The 23,346-nt window shown below is 62.5% G+C and carries 26 protein-coding genes; 16 read left to right on the top strand and 10 right to left on the bottom strand.

The genetic code is table 11. The features are described 5' to 3' along the window. The first annotated feature begins 2 nt into the window (after positions 1–2). Positions 3–191: a hypothetical protein gene (locus K289_RS0108120; protein ID WP_027551036.1), complete on the top strand. Its 189-nt coding sequence runs from the start codon at positions 3–5 to the stop codon at positions 189–191. A 153-nt stretch (positions 192–344) separates the two neighbouring features. Here the strand turns inward: K289_RS0108120 and K289_RS0108110 are convergent, their stop codons facing one another. Continuing rightward, a complete protein-coding gene (locus K289_RS0108110) occupies positions 345–1,631 on the bottom strand; it encodes an NRAMP family divalent metal transporter (RefSeq protein WP_027551035.1) in 1,287 nt (428 codons plus the stop codon). Positions 1,632–1,880: 249 nt separating this feature from the next. After that, positions 1,881–2,066: a hypothetical protein gene (locus K289_RS0108105; protein ID WP_027551034.1), complete on the bottom strand. Its 186-nt coding sequence runs from the start codon at positions 2,064–2,066 to the stop codon at positions 1,881–1,883. 332 nt (positions 2,067–2,398) lie between these two features. On the opposite strand from K289_RS0108105, the gene K289_RS0108100 reads away from it, so the two are divergent. The 4 genes from K289_RS0108100 (at position 2,399) to K289_RS44075 (ending at position 3,852) form a co-directional block, all read left to right on the top strand. Next, positions 2,399–2,608: a hypothetical protein gene (locus K289_RS0108100; RefSeq protein WP_156917863.1), complete on the top strand. Its 210-nt coding sequence runs from the start codon at positions 2,399–2,401 to the stop codon at positions 2,606–2,608. 329 nt (positions 2,609–2,937) lie between these two features. Next, entirely contained in the window at positions 2,938–3,156 is a 219-nt protein-coding gene (locus K289_RS0108090) for a hypothetical protein (RefSeq protein ID WP_245283866.1), read from the top strand. Between the two features lie 152 nt (positions 3,157–3,308). Beyond that, a complete protein-coding gene (locus tag K289_RS0108085; RefSeq protein WP_245283865.1) occupies positions 3,309–3,644 on the top strand; it encodes a hypothetical protein in 336 nt (111 codons plus the stop codon). 37 nt (positions 3,645–3,681) lie between these two features. Beyond that, a complete protein-coding gene (locus K289_RS44075; RefSeq protein ID WP_198024681.1) occupies positions 3,682–3,852 on the top strand; it encodes a hypothetical protein in 171 nt (56 codons plus the stop codon). A 723-nt stretch (positions 3,853–4,575) separates the two neighbouring features. On the opposite strand, the gene K289_RS0108075 is transcribed toward K289_RS44075, so the two are convergent. Further along, complete coding sequence (locus K289_RS0108075; protein WP_027551030.1) at positions 4,576–4,911, bottom strand: GYD domain-containing protein; 336 nt, start codon at positions 4,909–4,911, stop codon at positions 4,576–4,578. A 427-nt stretch (positions 4,912–5,338) separates the two neighbouring features. Between K289_RS0108075 and K289_RS50280 the strand changes: the two genes are divergently transcribed. Continuing rightward, positions 5,339–5,605, top strand: coding sequence for a hypothetical protein (locus K289_RS50280; protein WP_156917861.1), 267 nt, complete (start codon positions 5,339–5,341; stop codon positions 5,603–5,605). Between the two features lie 47 nt (positions 5,606–5,652). Here K289_RS50280 and K289_RS0108065 read toward each other — a convergent pair whose 3' ends face one another. Next, a complete protein-coding gene (locus K289_RS0108065) occupies positions 5,653–6,117 on the bottom strand; it encodes a GNAT family N-acetyltransferase (RefSeq protein ID WP_027551029.1) in 465 nt (154 codons plus the stop codon). A 174-nt stretch (positions 6,118–6,291) separates the two neighbouring features. Between K289_RS0108065 and K289_RS0108060 the strand changes: the two genes are divergently transcribed. The 4 genes from K289_RS0108060 to K289_RS0108045 all read left to right on the top strand — a co-directional run bounded on the left by K289_RS0108060 (position 6,292) and on the right by K289_RS0108045 (position 10,149). Further along, positions 6,292–6,582 carry a hypothetical protein gene (locus K289_RS0108060; RefSeq protein WP_371260794.1) on the top strand — a complete coding sequence of 97 codons (291 nt, stop codon included), beginning with the start codon at positions 6,292–6,294 and terminating at the stop codon, positions 6,580–6,582. Between the two features lie 386 nt (positions 6,583–6,968). After that, the gene (locus tag K289_RS0108055) at positions 6,969–8,237 is read left to right on the top strand and encodes a CaiB/BaiF CoA-transferase family protein (protein WP_027551027.1); all 1,269 of its coding nucleotides are present in this window, start codon (positions 6,969–6,971) and stop codon (positions 8,235–8,237) included. Positions 8,238–8,346: 109 nt separating this feature from the next. Continuing rightward, the gene (locus tag K289_RS0108050) at positions 8,347–9,576 is read left to right on the top strand and encodes an acyl-CoA dehydrogenase family protein (protein WP_027551026.1); all 1,230 of its coding nucleotides are present in this window, start codon (positions 8,347–8,349) and stop codon (positions 9,574–9,576) included. Between the two features lie 9 nt (positions 9,577–9,585). Then, on the top strand, positions 9,586–10,149 hold the full coding sequence (locus K289_RS0108045; RefSeq protein WP_027551025.1) for a flavin reductase family protein: 564 nt from the start codon (positions 9,586–9,588) through the stop codon (positions 10,147–10,149). A gap of 26 nt (positions 10,150–10,175) precedes the next feature. Here K289_RS0108045 and K289_RS0108040 read toward each other — a convergent pair whose 3' ends face one another. After that, on the bottom strand, positions 10,176–11,084 hold the full coding sequence (locus K289_RS0108040; RefSeq protein ID WP_027551024.1) for an NAD(P)-dependent oxidoreductase: 909 nt from the start codon (positions 11,082–11,084) through the stop codon (positions 10,176–10,178). A 157-nt stretch (positions 11,085–11,241) separates the two neighbouring features. Here K289_RS0108040 and K289_RS0108035 point away from each other — a divergent pair, with 157 nt between their 5' ends. From K289_RS0108035 to K289_RS0108010, 6 genes are all read left to right on the top strand, one after another. Beyond that, positions 11,242–12,225, top strand: coding sequence for an ABC transporter substrate-binding protein (locus K289_RS0108035; RefSeq protein WP_027551023.1), 984 nt, complete (start codon positions 11,242–11,244; stop codon positions 12,223–12,225). Positions 12,226–12,301: 76 nt separating this feature from the next. Next, positions 12,302–13,996: a dihydroxy-acid dehydratase gene (ilvD, locus tag K289_RS0108030; protein WP_027551022.1), complete on the top strand. Its 1,695-nt coding sequence runs from the start codon at positions 12,302–12,304 to the stop codon at positions 13,994–13,996. A gap of 127 nt (positions 13,997–14,123) precedes the next feature. Beyond that, positions 14,124–14,969 carry an ABC transporter ATP-binding protein gene (locus K289_RS0108025; protein ID WP_027551021.1) on the top strand — a complete coding sequence of 282 codons (846 nt, stop codon included), beginning with the start codon at positions 14,124–14,126 and terminating at the stop codon, positions 14,967–14,969. After that, positions 14,966–15,751 (top strand): ABC transporter permease, encoded by a 786-nt coding sequence (locus K289_RS0108020; RefSeq protein ID WP_027551020.1) that lies wholly within the window; start codon positions 14,966–14,968, stop codon positions 15,749–15,751. The genes K289_RS0108025 and K289_RS0108020 overlap by 4 nt, the downstream gene beginning before the upstream one ends. After that, the gene (locus K289_RS0108015) at positions 15,748–16,515 is read left to right on the top strand and encodes an ABC transporter permease (RefSeq protein WP_027551019.1); all 768 of its coding nucleotides are present in this window, start codon (positions 15,748–15,750) and stop codon (positions 16,513–16,515) included. The genes K289_RS0108020 and K289_RS0108015 overlap by 4 nt, the downstream gene beginning before the upstream one ends. A 38-nt stretch (positions 16,516–16,553) precedes the next feature. Then, positions 16,554–17,600, top strand: coding sequence for a peptidase M29 (locus tag K289_RS0108010; protein WP_027551018.1), 1,047 nt, complete (start codon positions 16,554–16,556; stop codon positions 17,598–17,600). Here K289_RS0108010 and K289_RS0108005 read toward each other — a convergent pair. The 5 genes from K289_RS0108005 to K289_RS0107985 are packed head-to-tail and all read right to left on the bottom strand — an operon-like array spanning position 17,597 to position 23,331. After that, positions 17,597–18,589, bottom strand: a complete 993-nt coding sequence (locus K289_RS0108005) for a 3-hydroxybutyryl-CoA dehydrogenase (RefSeq protein WP_027551017.1) — start codon at positions 18,587–18,589, stop codon at positions 17,597–17,599. The two genes, K289_RS0108010 and K289_RS0108005, sit on opposite strands and share 4 nt — an antisense overlap. After that, positions 18,586–19,680: an NAD/NADP-dependent octopine/nopaline dehydrogenase family protein gene (locus K289_RS0108000; protein ID WP_027551016.1), complete on the bottom strand. Its 1,095-nt coding sequence runs from the start codon at positions 19,678–19,680 to the stop codon at positions 18,586–18,588. Before K289_RS0108000 ends, K289_RS0108005 begins: the two co-directional genes overlap by 4 nt. Then, a complete protein-coding gene (locus K289_RS0107995) occupies positions 19,677–21,212 on the bottom strand; it encodes a class I adenylate-forming enzyme family protein (protein ID WP_027551015.1) in 1,536 nt (511 codons plus the stop codon). Before K289_RS0107995 ends, K289_RS0108000 begins: the two co-directional genes overlap by 4 nt. Before the next feature lie 2 nt (positions 21,213–21,214). Then, entirely contained in the window at positions 21,215–22,504 is a 1,290-nt protein-coding gene (locus K289_RS0107990; RefSeq protein WP_027551014.1) for an acyl-CoA dehydrogenase family protein, read from the bottom strand. Continuing rightward, entirely contained in the window at positions 22,501–23,331 is an 831-nt protein-coding gene (locus K289_RS0107985) for an alpha/beta fold hydrolase (protein WP_027551013.1), read from the bottom strand. Before K289_RS0107985 ends, K289_RS0107990 begins: the two co-directional genes overlap by 4 nt. Positions 23,332–23,346: the final 15 nt, after the last annotated feature.

Here is a 23,346-nt window from a genome sequence, read left to right as displayed (position 1 = left end):
CCATGATCTTTCCGGGGACCGTCCCGAAATTGAACCAGGCTCTGACGTTTTTGGCCACAATCGGCACCGACCCTCCGGCCATGAAATTTCTGGGCATGATTTCGATTCTGGCGCTGCTCACCATGAGCGGGGCCGCCATTTCCGATCAGCTTCTGACCGCGGATCAGCACGTCGCGCAAAGGGTGCAGTAGCCGCGGGGGCAGAAGGCGCTTTGTCATTGGGGGATGACAGCTATGCTTTCGAGAGACCAGTTCTTGAGGTTCATCAGCGTGCCTGCCGTGTTTGCGGCGTTCATCATCGCTTCGCAGATCTCGGCGGCGCTGTCGCCAGTCTAGCGCTCCTCGTCAGCCGATCGCGGAAGAGCCGAACAAGGCGAGGACGGCGAGCGCCATCAGCGCGGTGCCGAGCCAGCCGAGCGCGACGAGCCATGTCCGCGCCTTGAAGCGGCCCATGAGCGAAGCGCTCGAAACGATCAGCATCATCATCACCATGATGGGTACGGCGACGATGCCGTTAAGCACGGCGCTCCAGACCAGCATGTGGATCGCGTCGATGCCGGTGTAGCCGAGGCCGAAGCCGATCACGGTCGCCGTCGCGATGATGGTGTAGAAGCCGACCGCCTCGTCCGGCTTCGCCTCCAGCGTGGCGCGCCATCCAAGAATCTCCGCGACGCCATAGGCCGCCGAGCCCGCCAGCACCGGGATCGCCAGCATGCCGGTGCCGATAATGCCGAGCGCGAACAGGAGGAAGGTGAAGTCGCCGGCGAGCGGTCGCAGCGCCTCGGCGGCTTCCGTGGCCGAATTGATGTTGGTGACGCCGTTGGCGTGCAGGACGGATGCCGTGGTCAGGATGATGAAGAAGGCGATGCCGTTGGAGAGCAGCATGCCGGCCGTGGTGTCGACCCTGATGCGCGTGAGCTCCGGATCGCCGCCATGGGAAAGCTCGCGCAGCGGGCGACGAAGCTTGCCCTTGTTCATCTCCTCGACCTCCTGGGACGCCTGCCAGAAGAACAGGTAGGGGCTGATGGTGGTGCCGAGCACGGCGACCACCATCATGAAATAGTCGGCGCTGACATTCGCCTGCGGCCACACCGCGGCAAGCAGCGCCGTGCTCCACGGGATCTCCACGGTGAAGGCCGTCGCCACATAGGCGAACAGCGCCAGCGTCAGAAATTTCAGCAGCGGGGCATAGCGGCGGTAGGGCAGGAAGACCTGGAGCAGGGTCGAAGTGGCCGCGAAGATCAATGCGTGCTCGTGGTTGAGCCCGCCAATGACGAGCGAGAGCGCCTCCGCCATCGCGGCGATATCTGCGGCGATGTTGAAGGTGTTCGCCGCGACGAGAAGGGCGATGAGACCGATCACCAGCCAGCGTGGCGCGAGCGCCATGACGTTGGCGGCAAGCCCCTTGCCGGTGACCCGCCCGATCCGCGCGCTCACAAGCTGGATGGCGATCATGAACGGCGTGGTCAAGAACACGGTCCAGAGCAGCCCGTAACCGAACTGCGCGCCTGCCTGCGAATAGGTGGCTATCCCGGACGGATCGTCGTCGGCCGCGCCGGTGATCAGACCTGGGCCCAACCTTTGCAGCAGCGTCGGCGCGGATTTCGTCGGCGTGCGGGCGCTGTCGTGCATGGAGGGGCGTCTCGGCTCTTTTCCGGAACGGCGAAGTCTCGGAATCAAATGCAGCGCGGGAACGATAGTTCCACGGCGAACCGGCGCAATGCGATGCATCGACGCGCGCGCAACGGCACCAGTTGCGCGCCCATGTCCGGTTTGACACGTCGGGCAAAACACCTGTAGAGAGGCATCATCGCAAAGACCATCGAGCCCGCGCCGTCACCGGTTGCGGGCTTCGTCATGTCTGCGGAGGGAGCTCCGCCGCTATTTGATGCTGACGAACATGCCCCAGGCGGCTGCGAGCGCAGCGCCCGAAAAGACGATCATCGGGTTCTCGCAGAACGCGCTGCCATAGGTGCACATGGTGACGCCGAACGAGCCGATCTCGTGATGGCTCGCCGAGTAGAACAGTCCCGACAGCACCAGCAACGCGGCGGCGACGTAATACATCGACCATCTCTCCTCGGTTGCCCTGGCGTCCTCGTCGCCGATGCGATGAATGCCGCGCCGGCCGGAAGGGGCATGCCGACAGCATGACGCAGACAGATTTCATTCCGCCGAATCCGATTTGCTGCATTTGGATAAAGTTTGACCCGTCGGGCAAAACGTCGGGATCATCGGAGTTTGATCCCGTGTAACCTAGGCTGGATTTTGCAGGGGCCCTGTCTGCCCGCGTTCTGCGCAGGATGTTCATCAGCCAAATGGATTACCTACCGAATAGAAAGTGCGGTCTGACACGGCCTGTGGTTGCGTGCTCTCGCTTCAAACAGAGGGAGCATATGATGAAGAACCTTCTTGCAGTCATAGCCGTTGCTGCTCTCGCTATCTCTCTTTCGCAGGAGGTATTGGCGCAATCGGCGCCACCTTCCAGCGGGGCGACAAAGTCCACTGCCGCGACGCAGCAATCCGGCAAAGGCATGGCCGGACAGAAAAGGCCGATGATGACCACCTGCACGCCCCGTCAAAAGATGTCGGGGAAACCTTGCTCGTAACAAGGTCAGGCCGCCTCAGTTGCGGCCGCTTTGATCCGTCATAAGGCGATGGTCGAGAGGTCGCGCTCCGGCGTGTTGGCTGGCTGTCCTTTCGACGAAACACTTCTGAAACACATCTGAAACCAGATAATTCTGAACTCCGCTCGCCGTCGGCTCGACCAAACGAAGCGAAAAGGAGACAGCCATGATCCAGGTCGGTTCGAAGGAAGAAGTCGCGTTTCTGTTGGCGCTGTTTGGGACGCATACGCAGCCCATCAAGAAGCCGAATCCGAAGTCATCACGCGGCCAGAACTGAAGTCATGCCACGTCTAGACGATTGCCAGCGCCTTTTGCGCGGGCTGATCTCCAAGGGGGATCCGAGCGCGATCCCGGCGGCCGAAAGTGCCATCAATGAGTTTCTGAACCTCACGCCGGGAAGTGCGCGCAAGAGTGGCCTGCGCCTTCTCCAGCAAGACGCATTGGATCAGTATGGTGCTGCGGCTGGCGTGCAGCGGTCCTTCGCTGAAACGGTGAACGCCTACATCGAGAGGAAGCTTGCGGAAGAGTAGGGCGGCTCGCCGACGCGGTATCGTCTCTGGCCCCCGCTGATCGGCTCGTCCAGGATGTCGGCGGACCGGATCGCGCCGGCTTTGCATCACGCGAGCATCCCAATTGGGGTACCTCCGATTCTCCCTATGCGGCTGGCGAGGCAGGCTCCAGCATGTGTGTGAAGAAGGAGTCGCGCATGCCTCGGTCGCCGTCCATCGTGCCGCAAGGTGCCGACCATGACGTCTATCTGGTCATGAACGACTTTGGCAGACTTGGCCGCGCCTGGTGCGAAGCAGATGAGGAAGGCACCAACCGCGAAGCGGTGATCCGTCAGCTGTTCGAAGATCATTACAGCCACCCGGTTCGCATCGTGGCGTTCAACACTGCCGAGGGATGGTCGCGCGATGTAACGGTCGATATCGCCGACGAGGTGCGTCGGCGGTTCTCCGAATACGACGACGTGCCGCGCTCTGTTGCAGAATTCCTGGAAAGTGCCGTCCGGCGCTGAGCTGCTTCGTTCTGCAGGCCTTGGTGTGGGGACGATGATGCTGGACGACGAGTTTAACAGGCAGCGTGCCAAGATCTTGCGCGATCTTGCAGAGCAGGCGGACCCGTTCATCAGAAGGCGCCTCTTGCTGTTGGTGGAGCGCTACGAACCCGCTTCGCCGCCGGCACCGAATGATCCGCAGCCCGCACGCCCCCGCAAACGGCGCTGAGCACTGAGCAGGCTGTCTTTCATCGCGACCTGCGCTCCCCGGGGCAGTCCGATTTCATCGAGATCCGCGGTTCGGCCTGCCGGGCCGCCAACTCTTGGGTTGAACCTGGAGGTTGTGTGCAAATCTCCGGTTGGTTGCGAACGGGGAAGCGAGGCGTACGATTCGAATGATTTGATTCGTGTGATTTGCAAAGAGTGGAGGTCAGCTTGGCAGCGGTCCTCGTTTTCAAGATCACCATTGTCGGATTGGGCGTCTTTTCGACAGTCCTTGCCTGCATGCTGATAAGCACATGAAAAAGAGGCCGCCCCGGTTGGCGGCCTTTTTCATTTTCCGTACGCGCCGAAGGGAAGTGACTTCGGTAAAGGCGGCTCGCGCGCCAATGAAAGGGCCCCAGCACCTGGGGTAGGCAATGAGGGGCTGGGAGTGCTGGGGCCAAGGTGCCCGCCGAATTTTCATCCGACAGGCCGCCGTGATCATCCACGCTTCCAACCGCCGTGCATTAAAGCAGGTAAATCCGGCGCATTCCGGGGGCAGCCCCCAAACGCGAAAGGGGCCGCCTTGCGGGCGACCCCTTGCCGGTTGAAATCGCTTTCGGGATGAAATCCAGCCCCGGCAGGATCAGCTTAGGCCCTTCCAGCGGTTGGAAAATTCCGGATAACTACTGTGCGCAATGCTGACCTATTTTGGCACCTGGTTACCGTCCGGATTTCGGAAATTCAGGCATCAGCTGCCCGGCGGGCTGTAGGACGGACGCAGCTTGGCCGCGTTCTGGCGCACCTGCTTGATCTCGTCCTGCGTGAACAGCCGGGTCAAATGTACGTTCTGCAATGTGCCGGCCGTGACGGTGAGGCCCGAGATTGCTGGCGCCGCAGTCGGATCGGGCACGTCGAAAATCACCATAACACCAGGGCCGTCGGCCGCGACGCTGTACATCGAAACCAGCTTTCCGCCGGCCGCCTCGATGAGTTTTCTCGCCGCTTCCTGGCGATCGGTCGTGGGGTTCTCCAGGATGGCGTTGAGTGCGCGTTGCGTATATTGCCCGGTAAGACAGAAATGCATGAGTACTCTCCTGTTAAAATAAAGTGGCCATTGACGTTCGTGCCGTGACGAGCTCGTCACGACGGCCGTATCTGACAATGAGGAGTACAATGCCCGCCGTGGGCACAAACGCCGCCAGTAATTCACAAGGCTTCGGCACGTCTCGTTGGCGGCTCGCGCGCACGATACACCAGCTAACCGGCGTGCAGAAAGCTGACATGCAGCCTGTGAGCCGAACTGTCGCACCGTCGCAGATCGCGCGACGAGAGATTTCGCTGCGATGATCGATGCGATGGCAACGAAGTACCGTCGATGAGCTGCAGGCGTTCACCGCCAATGACTCGCTTGCGACCAACGTGGACATCGTTTGCCACCGGTTTTGATCGTCCGCCGCAACAGGAACTGAGGGTGGCCTCGCCTGTTTGGTAATCAGACAGACGGGGTCGTAGTGCGGATCATTCTGATAACGACGATTTGCTGGGCGTTGTCGTGCGGATGTGCAACGGCACAGGCCGATCCGAAGAAAGACTTGAACTCGCCAACCGGCCGCTCGGCGCCGGAAGAGAAAGGCCAATTGCAGCCACAGGGCTGGACCGGACCGCTCGACACGAAATCGGCTGGTGCGCCACCGGAAAGCCCGCAAGGTCAAAGCCCGCCGGGGATGCAGGCGGCACCGGAGGGATCAACAAAAACAGTTGTTGAGCCCCGGAAGTGAGTCCGGCCTGCTTTGTCGGTTGAGAGACCGCAGCTTTGCCGGGAGGCTCAGGCAAAGAGCTGAAGGTGGAGGAATTGATTGAAGGCGCTCGGCTGGTAATCGGCGAAAGCCTCGCCATCGACGAAGCCATGCTTGCGATAGAGCGCCAGTGCCGGCTCGAAGGCGGGGCCGCTCCCGGTCTCGAGGCTGAGGCGGGTCAGCCCGCGCGCTCTGGCTTCGCCTGCGATGTGCGCCAGCAGCAGCGCCGCGATGCCTTTGCGCAAGTAATCGGGATGAGTTCGCATCGACTTCACCTCGGCGCTGCCATCGCCGAGATCCTTGAGCGCGCCGATACCGACCACCTCATTGCCCTGCCAGACTGACCAGACGGTGATGCCTGGTGCCCTCAGCCCCGACAGGTCGAGCGCGAACACGCTTCCGGGCGGCGAGCTCGCATGCATGCCGACGAGGTGCAGCGCCAGCAGGCGCCGCGTCGCTTCACTGGAGAGATCGTCTTTGCGGATTTCGAACATGGGTTGGCCTTGCTGTCTTTGCGAGGGCGTATCGGGATCTGCGAGCGTCTGATGGGCAGGGGCGACAAATTGTGGCCTCGGCTCGACGGATGCCTTGGCGGATTTGCCGCAGTCACGACCATCTCGTGCCCTCCCTTTATTTCAGAACGTGGCAAGAATCCTTAAGCGGTGAACATGCGCGACGACGATATCCGGACGATAGTGACCGAAACGCTGGCCGAACAGCAGAAGCTTCAGGAGAGTGTCGACGCGATCGTGCTGAAAGCAGTGGTATCGGTGCTGGCCGCCTTTGGGATCGAAGACGATGACCGAAAAGAAGTCAGGGCAGATCTCCAGCATTTGCGCCGCTGGCGGAAGGGCATCGAACAGGCGCAGAGCTACACATTCAAGGCCGTAATCACTGTCATCGTCACCGGAGTGGCCGGTGCGGTCTTGTTAGGTATCAAGGTTATGCTCAGCAAGTGAACGCGCGGTGACGGCTGTTAATTCGCTCGCTCGAGGTTCTCTCTAGCATGCGATGAGCCATGTACAGAATTCATATCGTCGACACTGCCAACGAGGACATTACAGATATCGACCGACCTGTGACATTCTTCGATGGTGATGGGTAGCCATTTGGTTCTGTGCCGTGTCGCGGAACGCCGCTCCCCGCTGGCCGATGCTAACAAGTCGTTCGGCGTTGGCGTGACCAAGGATGCGCTCTTGAAGAGGCCCGGCAGCCTGAGGCTGCCGGGCCTCCTTCTCGTTTTGGAACTGAGCAAGCCGAGGGCCCTTGCGAAGTCGGCGGCGGGCTTTAAGTTGGTCGCGTATGAAAATTCGGCGAGCACAAGCCGATGTCGGGAGCGCTGCCCATGTCCACCAGGCCTAAATTGCCGGAACGTTCGTCGCGGGCGACGGCAGGGCCCAGTGCACTGGATGGCCTGCTGGTCGTGGATTTCACGCGGGTGGTTGCCGGCCCGGCGTGCACGCAGACGCTCGGCGATTTCGGCGCGAACGTGATCAAGATCGAGAATCCGGATGGCGGCGACGACACGCGCGCCTATGAGCACGCCCAAATCGGGGGTGAAAGCGCAGCCTATCTCAGCTTGAACCGGAACAAGCGCGGTATCGCTCTCGATTTCGGTGTACCGGAGGCGCGCGAGGTCGCGCGCGATCTGATCCGCAAGGCGGATGTGGTTGTCGAGAATTTTTCGAGCGGGGTCATGAAGAAGTTCGGCCTCGACTATGAGGCGGTCGCGCCGAGCAATCCACGACTGGTCTACTGCTCGATCTCGGCCTACGGACGCAGCGGACCGTTCGCCTCGCGTCCCGGTTTCGACCCCATTACGCAAGCGGAAAGCGGCTTCATGTCGCTCAACGGATTCGCGGATGGTCCCGCGGTTCGCACCGGGCCGCCCATCGTGGACATGGCGACGGGCATGGCCGCATGCAATGCCATCCTGCTGGCCCTGCTTGCGCGGGAGAGGCTTGGCCGCGGGCAGCATGTCGAGGTCGCCCTGTTTGACATCGCCATGGCGATGACCGGCTTCTATGGCATGGCCTATTTGATTAACGGCCAGAACCCGGGACGGTTCGGCAATTCGCCGAACGGGTCCCCCACCGTTGGCGTCTATGAGGCATCGGACGGGCCGCTCTACATGGCATGCGCCAACGACCGGCTGTATCGCCGCCTGGTGGTCGAGGTGCTGAACCGGCCCGATCTCATCTCCGATCCGCAATTCGCCACGCGGAAGGCGCGTTCCGAGAACAAGGAGCTCCTGCGCGCGGCCATTGCGGAGGTCTTTGCGAGCGACAGCCTCGAGAACTGGATGGCGAAGATGAAGCTCGCCAATATCCCGGTTGGCTATCTCCGGACCGTCGAGGAGGGGTTCAACGCTCCCGAAGCGCGCGAGCGTCATCGCTTGAGCCGGATTCCGCATCGTACGGCAGAATGGGTGCCCAACATCGAGCCGCCGATAGCCATGAGCTTGACGGCGGCGGTAGATCCGATTGCTGCACCGCTGTTGGGCGAGCATACGGAGGACGTCTTGCGTGATACGCTTGGCTATGATGAGCGCCGGATTGCGGAGTTGGTCGGGAAGGGGGCTTTTGGCACGCGCAGGGTCCCGACGCCGGTCTGAACCGAACGCTTGGTCTGATTGGAGGTTGCGGTTTGCGTACCGTTAAGCTTGCGTCAGCTTGATTTGGCGAGGTTCCCGCCGCATAACTATCTCGAAGCGAGGGACATGAATGGCGCCTGGTCGAGAGCCGAGCACGGGCCAGCCTACAGGGCCGGACACCGATGAACGTGCCTATGCGGCAATGATCGCAAGTGCCCGGGCGCTCTTGCCGCAATTGCGCGAGCGCGCAGCCCGGACGGAGGAGTTGCGGCACCTGCCGCCGGAGACCGAGCGGGATCTGCACGATGCGGGCCTGTTTCGGATGCTCCAGCCCAAGCGCATTGGCGGCGCCGAGCTTGATTATGTCGCCCTGATCGACTGCGCGGGCTTGCTCGGTCAGGCGGATGCATCGGTGGCCTGGAATCTCGCCAACCTGGCAAGCCACCATTGGATGCTCGGCATGTTCGAGCCCAAGGCGCAGGATCTGGTCTGGAGCAAGGATCCAGACACGTTGATTGCGTCGTCGTTCATCTTTCCCGCCGGCCGCGCCACGAAGGTCGAAGGTGGATACCGGCTGCACGGGAGCTGGCCGTTCTCCTCGGGCGTTGCCTCCTGTGCATGGAACATGCTGGCAAGCATCGTTTCGTCCGATGATGAGGCGGACGGCATCGAGTACCGGATCTTTTTGCTTCCCAAGAGCGACTACAAGATCCTCGATACCTGGAATGTCGCCGGGCTGCGCGGCACTGGTTCATGCGACGTGGAAGTCAGGGAAGCCTTCGTTCCCGATCACATGACGGTCGCCGTCGGCGACCTAGCCGGCGGTCGGACACCGGGAAGCAAAGTCAATCCCAATCCGCTCTACACATTGCCGGTGTTCTCGCTATTTCCTTACGTCCTTTCCGGGGTTGCGCTTGGCAATGCGCAGGCGTGTCTCGACGACTATGTCGAAGTCGTCCGTCATCGCATTTCGACCTACAACCGCGCCAAGCTGAGCGACTTTCAGAGTACCCAGGTCAAGATCGCGGAAGCCTCTGCCAAGATCGACGCTGCGCGTTTGATCATGCGTTCGGCGTGCGCCGATGCCATGGAGGATGCGCGACATGGCCGTAATCCGAGTATGGCCATCAAAACCAGGTATCGGCGTGATGGCGCCTTCTCGGTCAATCTGTGCACCGACGCAGTCTCGATGTTGTTTGCGGCGAGCGGGGCGCGCGGCTTGTTCACGACGGGCGTCCTGCAGCGACAGTTCCGCGATGCTCACGCGATCAACTCTCACCTCGCGTTCAATTTCGATGCGGCCGGAACCAACTACGGACGTGTGGCGCTTGGCCTGCCGTCCGAGAATCTCACGCTGTGAGGCCGGCCGATGAATGATCTACCAAAGCAGCCGGCCGTACGCGATCCCGCCAACGAATTCGCGAGCGACAGCTCGCCGATCGATCCTCGCGATTTTCGCAATGCGCTCGGCACCTATGCAACCGGCGTGACGATCATCACGGCCGCGGCGCCGGACGGCAGGCCTTACGGCCTGACGTGCAACTCGTTCGCCTCGGTCTCTCTGAATCCGCCGTTGGTTCTCTGGAGTCTCGTCGTCTATTCGTCGAGCCTGACCGTGTTTCAGAACGCCAGCCATTTTACCGTCAACGTGCTCGGTGCTTCGCAACAGGCGCTTGCCAACAAATTCGCCAAGTCCGCCGATGACAAGTTCGCGGGCGTTGACTGGACGCCGGGCCTTGGCAACGCTCCGGTCCTCGCCGAAAGTATCGCGAACTTTCAATGCCGCTCCGTCAATCGCTACTATGGCGGCGACCACGTGATCTTTCTCGGCGCTGTGGAGGCGTACGCCTATAATTCGAAAGAGCAGCTGCTCTTCGCGCGTGGGACGTATGGTCGATTCACCGCCGATCATGAACCCAAGAAATCGTCATAAGGCGATTCAATGGCATGCTCGTCAGCTCAGCGATTGGCTGCGGACAGCTTGTAGATCTCGAGGGCGTCGGCCTCCGCGCCACGCGCGGCCTTGGCCAGCCTGAAAAGCTGCCCGGCGAGCGTAGCCATCGGCACCGGCGTTGATGTTGCCTGCGCGACGTCAGCGATCGTATCGAGGTCCTTGAGCATCGTCGCGATGTGGCCCAGCGGTGGCGAGTGGATTTCCTGGACCATCCGCGGCACGAAAAGCTGCAGCGGGATCGAATCCGCAAAGCCGCCGGCGAGGGCTTCGGGCAACCGGTTTGCGTCAATTCCCGCGTTCACGGCAAGGCGCGTCGCCTCGGCGAGAACGGCCATCGCGCATCCGACGATTACCTGATTGCAGAGTTTCGTGGTCTGGCCTGCCCCGATCGGGCCCATGTGGGTGAACCTGCGTGCCATCGCCAGCACATAGGGCCGCACCCTCTCGATGTCGTCTGCTTCTCCGCCGGCCATGATCGCGAGCGTTCCTTCCTCCGCGCCCTTGGTGCCGCCCGATACCGGCGCGTCGATCCAGCCCGCGCCGTTCGCGGCTTTCAACCGGCTGGCCAGGTCGCGTGCGGAATCCGGATGGATCGAGGAGAAGTCGACCACGAGCTTTCCGGCGCCGGGTGCCGCTGCAAGGCCCTCGGGACCGAAGATCACCTCTTTCACGGCGGCGGCATCCGTCACGCACATGAAGACGATGCCTGCGGTTGCCAACACGTCGCGGGGCGCGGCCGCTCGTTTGGCGCCGGCCTCGATCAGCGAAGCGAGCTTGCCATGTGAGCGGTTCCAGACGGTGACCTCATAACCGGCATTGAGCAGGCGGCGGGTCATGGGTGTCCCCATCAGTCCGAGGCCGATGTAGCCGAGCCTCTCGACGCTCTGCGGGTTTGTTCTGCTTGATTCAGCCATTGGTTGCTCCTTCTTTCGCCGCGGCACCATACATCGCACATCGTGACGCGAAAGCGGGGTGGCTTGCTTGGCTTGCCTGAGTGTTTGAACCATGAAACATTTGGGGGCGGTCGGGTTGGGTGGCGCCAGTCGGCGCCGAAGCAGCGGAGTGGGCACGATGCGAACCGTTTCGAGGTGGATCCTGGCATTGGGGGCGGCCGCCGCCGTGGTGGCGGGCGCAAGCCCCTCGCGGGCGCAGCAGACGATCCGTGTCGGCTGGACGATCCCGGCGGAGGAGTCCAAATACTGGATGATGCGCCGTCCGGCCGAATTCCCCGATATCGGCAAGACCTACAATATCGAATGGACCCAATTCCAGGGCACCGCGCCGATGACGCAGGCGCTCGCGGCCGGCGCGCTGGATTGCGCGACGCAGGCGCCGCTGTCGCTCGCCAATGGCGTGGTCGGTGGCAATCTCAAGGCCTACATCGTGGCACAGCACGTCTTCGAAAAGCCCGGCGGCTTCTCGGTGTACTGGGCGGTCATGGACGACTCGCCAATCAAGACGATTGCCGATCTCAAGGGCAAGACGGTCGGTATCTCCGTGATCGGGGGCGGCACGCAGGGGCCGTTCAATCTGCTCCTGAAGCAGAACGGTGTCGACCCGGCGAAGGACATCAAGCTGGTCGAAGTCGGTTTTGCCGTCTCCGAGGATGCGCTGCGCCAGGGCCGTGTCGATGCAGTCAACATGAACCAGCCGTTCGCCGCGCGTGCGGAGGCGAAGGGTGGCACCCGAAAGCTGTTCTCGCTGTCTCAGGCTATGCCGAACATCGTGCACATCCTGGAGGCCTGCCGCGCCGATTTCGTCGACAAGAACCCGGAACTGGTGAAGGCCTATGTGCGCGATATCACCTCGGGCATGAAGAAGGCGCTCGCAAACCGTGAAGAGACGCTGAAGGTGGTCTCGGAGGTTCTGAAAGCGCCCGTTCCGGTGCTCGACACCTATCTGCTCAAGGACAATGATTTCGGCCGTGACCCTGGCGCTGCACCGAACTTTCCGGCTATCCAGAAGATGCTGGACATCTACGCCGACACGGGAATGCTGCCGAAGCTGGATGTCGCGCAGTTCAAGCACCCGACGATCGTCGCGCCGCTGCAATAGGCGACCAGGCTGTTCGTTGATCAAGGAGATCGCGATGTCCGGCATATCCGGGACGTCGCATGAAGACGATGCACGTATGAAGAAATTGCGATCACGGGTCACGAGAGAGGGTTTGGACCGAGCGCCACATCGTGCGTTCATGCGCGCGATGGGTCTGGACGATGCAGCTCTCGCCAAGCCGATGGTGGGCGTCGTCAGCATGAAGGGCGAGCAGACGCCCTGCAACATGACCCACGATTTCCAGGTGGATGCAGCCAAGGCCGGAATCGAGGAAAGCGGCGGCACACCGCGCGAGTTCTCGACCGTCTCCGTCTCCGACGGCATCAGCATGAATCACGAGGGGATGAAGTTCTCCCTGTTTTCGCGTGAGTTGATCGCGGACTCGATCGAGGCCGTCGTCCAAGGCCTCGCTTACGACGCTCTGATCGGTTTTGGTGGCTGCGACAAGACGCTTCCTGGCGTGATGATGGGAATGGTTCGTTGCAACGTGCCATCCATCTTCATCTATGGCGGCAGTGCGCTGCCGGGCCGTCTGGACGGCCGGACGCTGACGGTGCTGGACTCTTATGAGGCCGTCGGCAGCTTCATGACAGGGGAGATCGACGCGGTCACGCTCGATCGGATCGAGCGCGCCTGCCTGCCGACCATCGGCGCATGTGCCGGCCAGTTCACCGCGAACACCATGGGGATGGTGTCGGAGGCGATGGGCCTCACCATTCCCAATGTCTCGATGGTGCCCGGCGTCTACGCCGAACGCGCCCAAATATGCCGGCGTGCCGGCCGGCTGGTGATGGAGATGCTGGAACGCGGCGGGCCGCTGCCGCGCGACATCGTGACGCGGAAAGCCCTGGAGAACGGCGCCGCGATCGTCGCGGCAACTGGCGGCTCGACCAATGCCGCTTTGCACTTGCCAGCGATCGCGAATGAAGCCGGCATCTCGTTCACGATCGACGACGTCGGGGAGGTTTTTGCCAGGACGCCGCTGATCGGAAATCTGCGGCCCGGGGGCAAGTATACGGCGAAGGACGTATACGACATCGGTGGCGCGGCTGTCGTGATCCGTGAGTTGATTCACAGCGGGCACGTCGATGGAAGCTGCCTGACTGTCACTGGGCGCACGCTCGCCGAAGAATACGGCGCAGCCAACGCGCCGGATGGAGAGGTTGTCTATCCAACCCGCGCGCCGATCATGCCCGATGGTGGCGTGGCGGTGTTGAAGGGGAACCTCTGTCCCGACGGCGCGGTGATCAAGGTCGCAGGTCTGAAGAGCCAGTGCTTCGAAGGCGTGGCGCGCGTCTTCGAGGACGAAGAGTCCTGCGTCGAAGCCGTTCGCAACCGCAGCTACAAGGCCGGCGAGGTTCTGGTGATCCGCAATGAAGGGCCGGTGGGCGGTCCCGGCATGCGCGAGATGCTCGGCGTCACCGCGCTGATCTATGGCCAGGGCATGGGCGAAAAGGTCGCGCTGATCACGGATGGGCGGTTTTCCGGTGCGACCCGCGGCATGTGTATCGGCTATGTGTCTCCGGAAGCGTTCGTGGGCGGCCCGCTGGCGCTCGTGCGCGACGGCGACAGGATCCGGATCGACGCGGCCGGACGCCGCATGGACTTGCTGGTCGACGAGCCGGAACTTGCGACACGACGACGGGATTGGAAACCGCGGCCGCCACGTCATCGTGCCGGAGCGCTCGCGAAATACGCGCGGCTGGTTGGCCAAGCGCCCGGCGGAGCCGTCACGCATGAGGGCCCGGCGGAATGGCCCTGGTTCGAATGACTCGTCGCGGCTCGCGTGAAAACGGCGCGCCGCTTGGCAGGTTTCTTGCTAAGCTCGTGCCGCTGATGGAGAACATTCAGCAGGTCGGTCGCGCGATATTCGCACACGGGTGAGGCGAGAGACGGAAATGAAGGTGGCGCCCTCGAGATCAAGCGAAATGGCGGAGCCCGTGGCGACACGAAAGCCGGTTTCCTCGATCATCGAGATCGAGCATGTCTCGCAGATATTCCAGACGTCGGCGCGCAAGGATCATCTGGCACTATCGGACATCTCCCTGACGATCGAAGAGGGAGCCTTCGTCTCCATCCTTGGTCCGTCCGGCTGTGGCAAGTCGACGCTGCTCTACATCGTCGGAGGCTTCGTCAGTCCAACCGGTGGCGCGGCGAAGATGAAGGGGAAGACGATCGCCGGGCCAGGCCCGGATCGAGGACCGGTGTTTCAGGAATTTGCGCTGTTTCCTTGGAAGACCGTGCTGGGCAATGTGATGTACGGGCCGCGTCAGCAAGGTATGTTGGCTAGCGAGGCGGACGCGCAGAGCCGGGCCCTTATCGAAATGGTCGGTCTCAAGGGTTACGAGAGCTTCTATCCCAAGGAGCTGTCCGGCGGCATGAAGCAGCGCGTCGCGCTGGCCCGAACGCTTGCCTATCATCCCGAAGTCCTGCTGATGGACGAGCCTTTCGGCGCGCTCGACGCTCATACCCGGACACGCCTCCAAAACGATCTTCTGAATATCTGGGAACGCGACCGCAAGACTGTCTTGTTCGTGACCCATTCGGTCGACGAAGCCGTCTTCCTCTCAGACAAGGTCGTGATGATGTCGAAGTCTCCCGGCCGCATTCGGCAGGTCATCGACATCGATCTGCCAAGGCCGCGTCGCCGCAACGAGCTGCTGCTTGATCCGCGTTACCAGAAATACGTCGTCGATATCGAGCGCATGTTCGACGAGAGCGACGAAGTCGGGTCTCGCTCATGATGCCGCCGACAACCCTGGCCCGACGCGCTGCTCCGGTGCTTGCCTGCATCGGGCTGTTGGCGCTGTGGCAGGTTGCCGCCCTCGCACTGAAGAACGACAGCTTTCCGACCGCGATTGAAGCGATCCGGGCGATCCCGTCAATTCTTGGCGACAAGGAGGCCCTGATCAACATCATCGCATCGCTCCGCCGCATGGCGATCGGATTTGGCGTCGCGGTGTTTGTCTCGATACCGCTGGGCCTCATGATGGGCCGCAGCCGGGCGGTTGCGGCTTTCTTCAATCCGCTTCTGATGGTGATCTACCCGGTGCCAAAGGCGGCCTTGATGCCCATCATCATGCTGTGGCTGGGTGTCGGCGACATCACGAAGACGCTGGTGATCTTCCTCGGCGTCAGCCTCCCGGTCATCTATCACAGCTTCGAGGGCGCCAAGGCCGTCGAAGAGAAGATGCTGTGGTCCGGGGCGGCCATGGGGCTTTCCGCCGCACAACGCATGGTCCGGATCGTGCTGCCGGCGTCGCTGCCGGAGATATTGACCGGGTGCCGCACCGGACTCGTGCTGGCACTGATCACGATGATCACCAGCGAGATGATCGCCCGTCAGTCAGGGGCCGGCAACATCCTCTTCAACGCACTCGACATGGGGCAATACGACACCGTCTTCGCCATGATCATCATCGTGGGAGCAATGGGAATTGGCCTCGATGCGCTGTTCGAACGCGTCCGCGCGAAGCTCGTGCGGTGGTCTGAGCCCCAGTTCGACATGCCCTTGAGCTTCTCATGACATCGCGCCTTTCCCCCATAAATGCCATCCTTGGGCTCGCGCCGATCGCGCTGTTGATCGCAGTTTGGCAAGGCCTCGTGTCATTCGGTGTTGCGCCTGCGACCTTGCTGCCGCCGCCCGGATATGTCTTCGGTCGCCTGCTCCAGCAGCTCGTGACGGCAACGTTCCAGCAAGAGATCGCGGCGACCTTGGTCCGGCTGTTTGCCGGCTTTGCAATCGCGGTCGTGCTCGGCGTCAGCATAGGCATCGCGGCGGCGGCCAGTCCCGCGATCAATGCCGCGGTTCGGCCGATCGTGCGCGTTTTGGCGCCGCTGCCCAAGGTCGCGCTTTATCCAGCGTTGCTGCTGTTGCTTGGTTTCGGTCACGGATCGAAGATCACGCTGGTAACTGCGGACGCATTGTTCCCCATTTTGCTGTCTACCTATTATGGTGCCTCGACGGTCGAGCAAAAGCTGATCTGGTCAGCCATGGCGGCGGGAACGCCGCGCTATGAAGTCCTCTTCAAGGTGGTGCTGCCGGCGGCGATGCCGTCGATCCTGACCGGCTGCCGGATCGGCCTTGTCATTTCCTGCATCGTGGTGTTTCTGGCCGAAATGATCACGTCGACGGACGGGCTGGGTCACGTCCTCGTCACGGCGGCCCGCACGTTCCAGGCCGTCGACATGTTCGTGCCGCTGATCACGATCTCGCTGCTGGGTCTGATCCTGAATGGTCTGTTGGGGGCTGTCCGATCGTACCTCTTGCGGGGCTTCCCCGAAGCGTGAACTGACCGAACAAAAATCCAGAACACCGGGAGTGGACCATGCTGGCAGATCGCATCGAGGCAAAATGGATCGACGCATTTTGCGAGATTTTTGAGCGATGCGCCGTCAAGGCCGGCGACACCGCCGCCATCCTCTCGGAGACCCAGTCGCGTGCATTGAATGTGCATCTCGCTGAGCTCGCTTTGCTGCGCATGGGGGCGCGGCCGTTCCATGTGGTCGTGCCGACCCCGCGCAACCGCCACATTGTGCCGGTGCGCTCGACAGGGGCGAGCGAGGCGATCCAGCGGTTGACGCCGGTCGTTAGCGCGCTTCAGCAAGCCGGCTTTGTGGTGGATTGCACTATCGAGGGTCTGATGCATGCAGTGGAGACGCCCGAGATCCTGAAATCGGGTGCGCGGATCCTGGTGATCTCCAACGAGCATCCTGAAGCCCTGGAGCGGATGGTGCCGGATCCCGCGCTCGAGAAGCGCGTCCGGGCGGCAGCCAAGATGCTGCGCGGGACCAAGCGCATGAGGGTCACGTCGAAGGCCGGGACGGCGCTCGACGTCGATATGCTGGGGGCTTCGACGGTCGGCGTGTGGGGCTGGACCGACAAGCCCGGCACGCTGGCGCACTGGCCGGGCGGCATTGTGGTCAGCTTTCCCAAGAGCGGGACGATCAATGGCACGCTGGTGATGGCGCCGGGCGACATCAATCTGACCTTCAAGCGCTACCTGACCTCGCCGGTGAAGATGACGCTGAAGGACGACTATGTCGTCGAGCTGGAAGGCGAGGGCACGGACGCCGCGATGATGCGGTCCTATCTGGCCGCGTGGGGCGACCGCGAGGCCTATGCGGTCTCGCATGTCGGGTTCGGCATGAACCCGGGCGCACGTTATGAAGCGCTGTCGATGTACGATCAGCGTGACACCAACGGCACCGAGCTGCGCGCCGTTTCCGGCAACTTCCTGTTCTCGACCGGAGCCAATGAATTCGCGGGACGCTACACGGCGGGCCATTTCGACCTGCCGATGATGGGAACCACCATCGAGCTCGATGGCGTCGCGGTGGTGCGGGAAGGCGTACTCCAGGATGTCTTCGGCTAGTTGCGATCGAGCACGGGCGGTCGCGCCAGTCTGAAGTGCCGAAGCAGGTCGACCATGGCCTTGAGCCGTTCGGTGCGATAGGCGTCGACATCGAGGCCGGAATAATCGAGGAAGCCGGCGCCCGTGCGCAGGCCGATCCTGCCCTCGTTCATGTTGCGCGAAATCACGTCGGGCGCCCGATAGCGGTCGCTGCCGAGGGCACCTTCGAGGTAGCGGCTTGCGTAGTAGAGAATGTCGCCGCCGCCCCAGTCGATGAATTCGAGCAGCCCGAGCACGGCATAGCGGAAGCCAAAGCCATAGCGGATCGCCTTGTCGATCTCCTCCGCGCTGGCGACGCCTTCCTCAACCATGCGTGCAGCTTCATTCATCGCAAGCGCCTGGATGCGCGGAACGATGAAGCCGGGCGTTGCCGCGCAGACGACAGGGACCTTGCCGATCTCTTCGAGCAGCCTTTTGACCGCGTCGACGATTGCAGGGTCGGTTGCCGCGCCGGGCGAAACTTCGACGAGTGGGATGAGATAGGCCGGATTGAGCCAATGCACATTGAGAAAGCGTCGGGGATGCTCGATTGCGCCCGATAGATCGTCGACGAGGATCGTGGACGTCGTGGACGCAATGATCGTGTCGGGGCCCACGTGACGTGAGGCGGACGCCAATACCTCGCGCTTCAGTTCGACAACTTCTGGGACGCCCTCGAAGACCATGCCGGCGTCGGACAACGCCGCACGGCTCTGACCGGCCGGCACTACCGAAACCCGCTCGATGAGAATATTCGTGTCCGTCTCGGCGATCAGCCCCAGACTTGCAAGACTGGCGAAGGTCTTTCTGACCTCGCCGACCGCGTCCGCCTCCAGCTTGGCAAAGTCCTCCGCGGAACGATCCTTCACGTCGATCATTTTGACCGTGTGCCCCGCGTAGGCGAACGCGACGGCGATGCCTCGTCCCATGCGGCCGGCCCCGAGGCAGGCGACGTTGGCACGGATCGTCATGAGCCAAACCCCTTGCGCAGGAGTTTTTGCAACTCGGCTTTGCTGAAATCGTCGAGAGCCAACGTTTTGAGCGTTCGGCCATCATGCGCGAAGTCCTCGCCGCAGATCGCACCACCGATCGCCAGAAATGCGCTGGCAAGCGGCGTAGGCACGCCAGCCAGCCCGGCAACGGAGACGAGGAGCGAAAGTCCGAGCCGCAGATCCTCGCGCATGTAGCGGTGCTCGGTCAGCGCGATCCGTTCGCGCCAGTCGCCGGAATCGGTCAGGCGGTCATGCGAGCCGCGGCCATACATCCAGATCTCGCCTTCCTTGGCGTAATGATGAGCAAGCGGGAAATGCGGTGCGCCGTATCCGAGAGCTTCGCGCACCGCCATTCGCTCGGCATCCAGCGCATCGGTGACCCGCCGGATCGAGGCTTGCGTTCCTTCCTTGTGGATGTCCCAGCGATCGAAATGCTCGATCGGGCCCGCATTCATCACGATCAGGGGCGGGTGGATGATGGGGCCGGCATTCATCAGGGCGCCCGAGAGCGCGTCTCCGCACGGCTCGATCACGCCGGGGAAGGCACGTCCGATCACCTCAAGCGCATGCGGCGCCTGGTCGAGCGGAAACACGCCGACCGGCAGACGTTTGGCGCGGATCGTGATCGCGACTTCGAATGGTCCGTGCTTGCGGGTCAGCCAGGGCAGCGTGCCGGTTTCGGCAAAGCTCACCTTGGCACGGTTGCCGGCATCTCTCCCGGACTGGGCAAAGATCATCGAGCCGAATGTAGCCGGGGGCAGAAACACGACCTGCCCGTCTTGCAGGTGCGGAGCGAGCAGGCGGGCAATATCAGACTGCGCGAAGGCGGGGGCGGGGCACAGCACCAGCTCTGCGCCGCCGGCAGCTTCGGCAATGTCGGTCGTGACCAGCGCAAGCTTGACGTCGTGGCGACCGTTGTGATCATTCACCAGGATGCGGGAGCCGGCGGCGCGGTGTGCAGCGACCTGATCCGCATCGCGACGCCAGAGTCGAACCTCATGCCCCGACAGCGCAAAGTCGCCAGCGGCCGCGAAAGAGCCATTGCCGCCGCCCAGAACCGCAATCTTCAAGATGTCTCTCCTTGCGTGCGCGACTGGGCATCAAGCTGCTTCAGCAGGAAATGCTGAACCTTGCCCAACGCGGTACGCGGCAGGTCGGTGACGAAAATGATGTCGCGCGGAACCTTGTAGCGAGCAAGTTGGGCCTGAACGTGCGCTCTCAATTCGTTCGGCTCGAGTCGGCAGCCGGGCCGCCGGATCACATAGGCGACCGGAATCTCGTCCCAGCGCGGGTCCGGCCGGCCGATGACGGCGCATTCGCTGACATCCGGATGTTCCAGCAAGACCCGCTCGACCTCGGCCGGATAAACGTTCTCGCCGCCGGAAATGATCAGGTTCTTCTTGCGGTCGCGGACCCAGAAGTAACCATCCGCATCGCACAGGCCGATATCGCCGGTGCGATACCAGCCGTCGTGCAGGGCATCGCGGGTGGCATCCGCATTGCCCCAATATTCGAAGAACACATTGGGACCGCGCACTGCGATTTCTCCCGGTGTGCCCGGCGGCACTTCAGCGCCGGCTTGATCAATTATCCTGGCTTCGCAGCACAGGCCGGTGAGACCAGTCGATCCCGCGCGCGAAAGATCGCCGCCAAGCCGCGTGTAGACCGCGATGGGGCAGGTTTCCGTCGAGCCGTAGACCTGAAGCACGGGAACGTCGCGTGCGACGATCCGATCGATCAGGTACGGGGGCACGATGGTCGAGCCGGTCGCGACAGCTTTGAGGGACGATAGATCGGTAATCCCCCAGGCTGGATGATCGCTGACGGCCTGGATGATCGCTGGCACCATCACCGTGAGTGTCGGGCGATCGCGTGCGATGGCAGCGAGTGCCGTATCCGGAGTGAAGCGTGCGTGGATCGTGACGGTAGCGCCCAGCTGAAGCGCCGGTGTGGTCTGAATGTTGAGCCCGCCGACATGGAATAACGGCAATACGGTCAGCACGTGATCGTTGGACGTCATGTTGTGCATGTGTTGGCTCATGACGCCGTTCCAGAACAATGCCTCCTGACGCAGCACTGCGCCTTTCGGCCGTCCCGTCGTTCCCGATGTGTAGACGATGAGCAGCGGGCAGGAGAGATCGGTATGCGGATTGCGTCCGCCACCGTCGCCAGATGCCAACAGATATTCGAATGTCCTTCCACGAGGCGGCGTGAAGTCGAACGCGACAACGGCCATTCCCGGCGAAGCGCGCTCAAGCTCAGGCAGAACGCCGCCAAAAGCCTGCTCGAGCACCAGAACTTTTGCACCTGCATCTAAGAGAATGAAGAGCTGCTCGGCGACGGCCAGCCGCCAGTTCAATGGCACCATCATCGCGCCGAGCCGCGCGCATGCGTAGAGCAGAACGAGATAGTCCGGCCGGTTCAGGCTGAGGATCGCGACGCGGTCGCCCCGGCCGATGCCGAGTTCATTCTTCAATGCGCGGGCTGTGCGATCGATGCGCGCGGCGAACGCCGCATAGCTCAGCCTCTCCCCTTCAAAGGCAATGGCGGTCTTGTCTGGTGCAAATGCCGCGTTGCGTTCGATCAGACTACAGAGATCCACCGTCAATCGTCCGTTTCGCCGGCCTCATAGAGCGCCTCGCGGCCGATACGGTCGAGACAGAGCTCGGCCGTCCAGGGGAGCATCAGTGAACCGCAGCGGCTGTCGCGGTAGATGCGCTCCAGCGGTAGCGATCGGAGCATGGCTTGGCCGCCGCAGGTGCGGATCGCCAGAGCCGCGAGCTCATTGGCGCCCTCCATCACCGAATATTGCGCGGCATAGGCGCGCAAGACTTGCTCCTTGCTTGGATTGGCGCGGGCCTCCGTGACCGCCTGGAACCAGACCGCCTTGATCTGCTCGAGCTTGATCTGCATCTGAGCGACCGCGATCTGCTTGGTCGGATACATCCTGCGTTTGACCGGCGGCATGCCCGGGACCTCGCCGCGCAGATAGCGCACGGTGAAATCATAGGCCGCCTGCGCGAGGCCCATATAGGTCGGCGACAACGTCAGGAACATGTGCGGCCAACGCATCGCAGCCTGGAAGTAGACGCCGCGCGGCATCAGGGCTGCGTCGTCCGGTACGAATACGTCCTTGAACAGCAGCGTCCGCGATACGGTCCCGCGCATGCCGAGCGGATCCCAGTCTCCGACGACCGAAACACCTTCCGACTGGGCGGGGATGGCCAGATAGAGCGTGTTGCGGCGCGAGGCCTTTTCGCCTTCCTCGATCTCGGTGCAAAGCACGCCGTAATAGTCCGCATGGCCGGAGAGCGAGGCAAAGATCTTCTTACCGTTGATGACCCAGCCACCGTTGACCGGCCTCGCTTCCGTGCCAAAGGCAACGCCGCCCGCGGCCGCAGCGCCACCCTCGGAGAAGGGCTGGGAATAGATCGCACCGTCCTCGACAATGCGCTTGTAATGGATGGCGCGCCGGCGTTCGTGCTCCGCGCGGGTCTCCGCATCCATGTCGAGATCGTCCGCGAGTGGACCCGACCACAGGGTCGAGCAAACATGCATGTTCCAGGTGAGCGCGGTTGCACCGCAGTAGCGGCCGATCTCGGCGGCAGCCAAGGCATAGGTCTGGTAATTCGCGCCAAGTCCGCCGTGCTTCTTGGGGACGGCGATTCCGAGCAGGCCGACGCGATGCAGGTCGCGATAGTTCTCTGTCGGGAACGTCGCCTCCCGATCATAGGTGGCGGCGCGACCGGCAAACACGGTCTGTCCGATCTCCCGTGCCCGCGCGATGATCCCGGCCTGCTCGTCGCTCAAGCGGAATGCGACGGGATCGAAGATCGGCGCATCGAGCGCAACCTTGTCAGTCCTGCCGATGGTCTTGCTGACTTGCATGGTCATTGCGCAGTCACCTGTGTTTTGGTCACGAAACCCTCCAGGAACCCGCCAATAGCCTCATCGAAAGCACCGGGACGTTCGAGGTTGGCGAGATGGCCGACGCCGGCCAGCTCGACATATTCGGCCGCGGGAATGTAGGTTGCCATCTTGGCCATCATCGGCGCCGGCGCGTTGTTGTCCTTGGAACCGGACAGCAGCAGTGTCGGCACCGAAATATCCTTGAGGGTGCTGCGTTGATCGAACCCGATCAAAGCCAGCATCATGGCGCGATAACTCGCCTCCGGCACGCTCGCCATGCACTCGTGCGCGAGCTTCATCCCGTTCGGATCCGGCTCATCGCCTACCAGCTCGCGCACCAGGGAAGGCGCCAATGACTTCATCGTCTCACCGCGATCGAGCGGCCCGAGCCGCGCCGCGATAAAGGATTTCTGCCAGTCGCCATCAGCCTTGCCGAAGGCTGGGCTCGTCTGTGCGAGCACGACGGCGCGCGCCAGTCGAGGAGACTGAGCCAGCAATTTCTGTACGATCATGCCGCCGATCGAATGTCCAACGAGAACGGGATTTGCCGCACCGATCTGCACGGTGAATTGCTGGAGAGCCTCCGCCAGGGCAGCGATGCTGACGCTGGCAAGCGGCGCCGATCCGCCATAGCCCGGCATGTCCCACGCGATTGCGCGGAAGCGGTCGCCAAATGCCGCGAGCTGATGCCGCCAGGCCCGTGCCGCGCCGCCAATGCCATGCAGGAATATCAGGGGTATCGCGCCAGGATCGCCCGCAGCTTCGTAGGCGAAGCGACCGTCTTTCGTTATCATCGGCGCAGGTTTCGACACGCGATATCCTTTGCT

It is taken from the genome of Bradyrhizobium sp. Cp5.3, assembly GCF_000426265.1.
Lineage (GTDB): Bacteria > Pseudomonadota > Alphaproteobacteria > Rhizobiales > Xanthobacteraceae > Bradyrhizobium > Bradyrhizobium neotropicale.
This window is presented reverse-complemented; position numbering and strand designations above follow the sequence as displayed.

What these genes read in the sequence shown, in the direction of transcription:
- K289_RS0108120 (WP_027551036.1), top strand. Translation starts at nt 3, where the DNA reads ATGATCTTTCCGGGGACCGTCCCGAAATTGAACCAGGCTCTGACGTTT.
- K289_RS0108110 (WP_027551035.1), bottom strand. Translation starts at nt 1,631, where the DNA reads ATGCACGACAGCGCCCGCACGCCGACGAAATCCGCGCCGACGCTGCTG.
- K289_RS0108105 (WP_027551034.1), bottom strand. Translation starts at nt 2,066, where the DNA reads ATGTATTACGTCGCCGCCGCGTTGCTGGTGCTGTCGGGACTGTTCTAC.
- K289_RS0108100 (WP_156917863.1), top strand. Translation starts at nt 2,399, where the DNA reads ATGAAGAACCTTCTTGCAGTCATAGCCGTTGCTGCTCTCGCTATCTCT.
- K289_RS0108085 (WP_245283865.1), top strand. Translation starts at nt 3,309, where the DNA reads ATGTGTGTGAAGAAGGAGTCGCGCATGCCTCGGTCGCCGTCCATCGTG.
- K289_RS44075 (WP_198024681.1), top strand. Translation starts at nt 3,682, where the DNA reads ATGCTGGACGACGAGTTTAACAGGCAGCGTGCCAAGATCTTGCGCGAT.
- K289_RS0108075 (WP_027551030.1), bottom strand. Translation starts at nt 4,911, where the DNA reads ATGCATTTCTGTCTTACCGGGCAATATACGCAACGCGCACTCAACGCC.
- K289_RS0108065 (WP_027551029.1), bottom strand. Translation starts at nt 6,117, where the DNA reads ATGTTCGAAATCCGCAAAGACGATCTCTCCAGTGAAGCGACGCGGCGC.
- K289_RS0108060 (WP_371260794.1), top strand. Translation starts at nt 6,292, where the DNA reads ATGCGCGACGACGATATCCGGACGATAGTGACCGAAACGCTGGCCGAA.
- K289_RS0108055 (WP_027551027.1), top strand. Translation starts at nt 6,969, where the DNA reads ATGTCCACCAGGCCTAAATTGCCGGAACGTTCGTCGCGGGCGACGGCA.
- K289_RS0108050 (WP_027551026.1), top strand. Translation starts at nt 8,347, where the DNA reads ATGGCGCCTGGTCGAGAGCCGAGCACGGGCCAGCCTACAGGGCCGGAC.
- K289_RS0108045 (WP_027551025.1), top strand. Translation starts at nt 9,586, where the DNA reads ATGAATGATCTACCAAAGCAGCCGGCCGTACGCGATCCCGCCAACGAA.
- K289_RS0108040 (WP_027551024.1), bottom strand. Translation starts at nt 11,084, where the DNA reads ATGGCTGAATCAAGCAGAACAAACCCGCAGAGCGTCGAGAGGCTCGGC.
- K289_RS0108035 (WP_027551023.1), top strand. Translation starts at nt 11,242, where the DNA reads ATGCGAACCGTTTCGAGGTGGATCCTGGCATTGGGGGCGGCCGCCGCC.
- ilvD (WP_027551022.1), top strand. Translation starts at nt 12,302, where the DNA reads ATGAAGAAATTGCGATCACGGGTCACGAGAGAGGGTTTGGACCGAGCG.
- K289_RS0108025 (WP_027551021.1), top strand. Translation starts at nt 14,124, where the DNA reads ATGAAGGTGGCGCCCTCGAGATCAAGCGAAATGGCGGAGCCCGTGGCG.
- K289_RS0108020 (WP_027551020.1), top strand. Translation starts at nt 14,966, where the DNA reads ATGATGCCGCCGACAACCCTGGCCCGACGCGCTGCTCCGGTGCTTGCC.
- K289_RS0108015 (WP_027551019.1), top strand. Translation starts at nt 15,748, where the DNA reads ATGACATCGCGCCTTTCCCCCATAAATGCCATCCTTGGGCTCGCGCCG.
- K289_RS0108010 (WP_027551018.1), top strand. Translation starts at nt 16,554, where the DNA reads ATGCTGGCAGATCGCATCGAGGCAAAATGGATCGACGCATTTTGCGAG.
- K289_RS0108005 (WP_027551017.1), bottom strand. Translation starts at nt 18,589, where the DNA reads ATGACGATCCGTGCCAACGTCGCCTGCCTCGGGGCCGGCCGCATGGGA.
- K289_RS0107990 (WP_027551014.1), bottom strand. Translation starts at nt 22,504, where the DNA reads ATGACCATGCAAGTCAGCAAGACCATCGGCAGGACTGACAAGGTTGCG.